At 53.1% G+C, this 3,181-nt stretch carries 4 protein-coding genes; 3 read left to right on the top strand and 1 reads right to left on the bottom strand.

What is annotated here, in order from left to right:
- Nucleotides 1–276: 276 nt before the first annotated feature.
- Complete coding sequence (locus NN5_RS24385; protein ID WP_067739229.1) at nt 277–783, top strand: GNAT family N-acetyltransferase; 507 nt, start codon at nt 277–279, stop codon at nt 781–783.
- Nucleotides 784–827: 44 nt separating this feature from the next.
- Here NN5_RS24385 and NN5_RS24380 read toward each other — a convergent pair whose 3' ends face one another.
- Nucleotides 828–1,529: a hypothetical protein gene (locus tag NN5_RS24380; RefSeq protein ID WP_067739226.1), complete on the bottom strand. Its 702-nt coding sequence runs from the start codon at nt 1,527–1,529 to the stop codon at nt 828–830.
- An 80-nt stretch (nt 1,530–1,609) separates the two neighbouring features.
- Here NN5_RS24380 and NN5_RS24375 point away from each other — a divergent pair, with 80 nt between their 5' ends.
- Nucleotides 1,610–2,806 (top strand): CBASS cGAMP synthase, encoded by a 1,197-nt coding sequence (locus tag NN5_RS24375; RefSeq protein ID WP_067739223.1) that lies wholly within the window; start codon nt 1,610–1,612, stop codon nt 2,804–2,806.
- Nucleotides 2,806–3,181 (top strand): E2/UBC family protein (locus NN5_RS24370; RefSeq protein WP_281190469.1); only part of this gene is annotated, 376 nt, incomplete at its 3' end. The genes NN5_RS24375 and NN5_RS24370, both read left to right, overlap by 1 nt.

Here is a 3,181-nt window from a genome sequence, read left to right as displayed (position 1 = left end):
GCTATGATCGGGTCCACGCATGACGGCCAATTCGCGCGGGCTGACCACCCCAAGTTCCTCAGCGAAATCGGGCAGCGCAACCTGAAGCGTTTCGGCAAGCCCAAGGCACATATCGTAGAGGTCAACACGGCATTCGCTGACGGTTCTCGGATATGATCGCTCCATCTTTCACCTCCTGTCTGACTGGAGGCTCAGGGCTAGATTGGCAGTGCTTTGACTCTGGGGGGAAGGTTGCGCCGTGCGTGGAGGCGTGATGAGATGGGTCAGGGAGACAACATGGAATCCAGTTCAAACATCAGACCAGTCACAGCATCGCCTGCCGAAATGTCCGAAGATGCCAAAGCAGAGTTTAAGGCCTTCGTTATCGCTGCGGGCGAAGTGAACAAGCGAACCTTGCCCCAACTCGTCAAGCAGGCTGTGACCCTTGTCATGCTCTATGACGGTCACAAGCTGATCGGCACGGCTGCAATCAAGCACCCATATGACGAACACAGGTGCGGCGATTTTGCCAAAGCGAAAGTCGCCACGCGCGCGGATATGTATCCGCTGGAGCTTGGCTGGATCGTTGTTCACCCCGACTACCGCCGTCAGGGGCACGCTTCGACGCTGATAAGCGAGGCGTTGGGCCATGCTGGTGCAATGCAGGGCATCTATGCCACCACCAAAACGGACAGGATGCGAGCGTTGCTTCCCGAATTTGGTTTCGAGAAGCAGGGCGAGCCCTATCCATCCACCTTGAAGCCAGCGGAGAATCTGACCTTGTTCGGAAGAGCGCCTTCGTGAAGTCCTCGCGCCTATAGCTCAAGGTCTTGCGAAGCACCCATTGATTAGCCGCGAATAAGGGTCAGCTTTCCAGCGGTGTTGATAGCACGTCGCCATTGCCTTGCGGTCCAGAACGTCCCCTCAAGTCGATCCCGCCCCTCGTCATAGCTCAGGCACGCGGCGGCGCTGAAAATGGGATCGTCCGAGAGAGAGTCGGTTTCGTTGGTCTGATCGTAAAAATAGCAAAGTGACGCAGGGGTATGCTCTGACTTTTTCCGAGGTATTGCGATGTAGGTCTTTGATTCCTTGATCGGGCTGTCCTGATTCGGATTGGTCACAGTCATTTTTATCGACCACCAGTTCTGCTCGATTTCTGCTCTAAGGGTCATGGACATTAGGGGGGCCAGCTCTTCAGCATCGCACTTCCTGATATCGAACGATTTCCGCCTGTCAGTTGAGGCTTCGAGTAGCTGCTCTTGCCTCGACCAATTGCTTTCCAACTGCATATCCCATGTGCCGTTCAGATCGGGAAATACTGCAACATTGAGGTCGGGCAAGAACGCCACCTTCTTGCTAAGCTTCCAGACTGCCCGCCAGATTGGATTGAAAGAAAGAGCAATCATCAAAGCCCATACGATGCCGGGGATTGCCAGCAATCGAACTTCCAGTCCGAACGCATTGGTGGCCAATTCAATGATTAGAAAAATACCGAGAGTGAGCACGGAAATCAGGTAGGCAAATGAACGTACTGGGAAAATTTTGTGCATGATTTGTTCGCCTGCCTTGACCTTAGTTAATTATGCCCCAACTATATCAGGAAAGCACGATTTTTTCAGGGAATATCAACATGACCCTCGCCAACGCGCATCCGATCTTTGTGGGTCTGCGAAATGACCCAAGCTATTTGGCTAGTCTAAACATCGACGAGCAAGAGCAAACACGCCTTATCAATGCGCGCACGACTATTCGAAAGGCATTGCGGGATGCGTCTTGGAAGCTTGAGCAGCAAACGCGCTTCTGGCGAGATAGCTATCTGATCGAGACAAGTCACAGGGTTCGCGACAGCGTAGCGGTAAAGTTCCTGACGCAAGGCAGCTTTGCTTACAAAACCCTCAACACCCCTGCCAAACCAGAGGTGCAGGAAATTGATCTAGACGACGGCATGTATGTGCCCGTTCGCTTTATGAAAGATAGCCACCCAGCGCTTGCTGCTGGCGCACTGTTCACTTTCGTCGAAGAGACGCTCAAGCCCGTTTGCATCGCCAATGGCTGGGAACTGGAGCTGCAAAATCCGAAGAACACATGCGTTCGTGTGCGCCTTTGGAAGGGGGCGCACGTCGATATTCCGATTTATTCGGTACCCGAAGAACGCTTTGAGGCCATGCAGCAGGCAATCTTGGAAAAAGCCATTGCTTCGACCTCCTTCAACTTTGACAGCATTCCATCTCTGGTCAGGATTCCCAGCCATCTCATTATGCTTGCTCAGAGAGATGGTCATTGGGTGCAATCCGACCCAAAACAGCTCCATGATTGGGTCGAAGGGCGCGTGGAGCGCTACGGCCCGATATTTCGTCGCCTGTGCCGGTTTTTCAAGGGTTGGCGGGATCACACCTGGGTAAACTCAAAGCTCTCGTCCATCTGCCTTATGTGCGCGATTGACGCTGCCTTAATTGAACTGGGTGGTGCTCCCGCGAATGATCGCGATGATCGAGAGATTTTGCGCGTTGCAAAACTGTTACCGGGAATTTTGGACGGGCAGATCAACAACCCTGTCGTCCCTGACAGCTGTCTCAACGGTTGGAGCGATACGGACAAGAAGGAGATCATTTCTGGGGCACAAGCTTTGGCCAACGAAATGGAATCTGCTCTGGAGCGCACAGGTAATGCGGAAATCGTAATCACTCGGCTTCGGAATGCCTTTGGAGAGCGCATTCCTTATCGCCCCGATATCATTACAATCGACAATAGTTCGGCTGAAAGCGTGCGTGCCGCACCTGCAATCATTGTGCCTACGCCCAAGATCATTGATTCAAGCTCCGGCTAATGCACAAGCAGCAAGCGTTAGCTCAAATAAATGCAACGCTACTAGCCAAGGGCTTCCGCGAAAAATCTGGCATCGTCCCAGAATATGAAGGGCATATTCGGGTTCATGGCAAACCCGTGAGTGTCGCAATAGCGATTCCTGACGCGTCGTTCTCAAATTTGCCAATCGTCAAGCTGAAGGACAAAGGGCAGCTCTCCCCTGTGATCGTTGGGCATCTGTCGGGCCAAGGGGCTGACGATACCACGATCTGTTATGCTTCGCAGGTTGGCCTTCCGCTTGACTTAACGAACCCTGGCGGTTCGATCCTTCGAGTCCTTGAGGAGGCAGCAAAGGCGCTAGAGATCAGCTACAACAACCGTGGCATCGCGGAGGTTA

This window comes from Novosphingobium naphthalenivorans NBRC 102051, from assembly GCF_001590985.1.
GTDB lineage: Bacteria > Pseudomonadota > Alphaproteobacteria > Sphingomonadales > Sphingomonadaceae > Novosphingobium > Novosphingobium naphthalenivorans.
Note: the sequence above shows the minus strand (reverse complement) of the source record. Positions and strands in the feature narration are given on the sequence as shown.

Excerpts from the sequence above, each read along its gene's own strand:
- NN5_RS24380 (WP_067739226.1), bottom strand. The coding sequence starts at position 1,529 with ATGCACAAAATTTTCCCAGTACGTTCATTTGCCTACCTGATTTCCGTG.
- NN5_RS24375 (WP_067739223.1), top strand. The coding sequence starts at position 1,610 with ATGACCCTCGCCAACGCGCATCCGATCTTTGTGGGTCTGCGAAATGAC.
- NN5_RS24385 (WP_067739229.1), top strand. The coding sequence starts at position 277 with ATGGAATCCAGTTCAAACATCAGACCAGTCACAGCATCGCCTGCCGAA.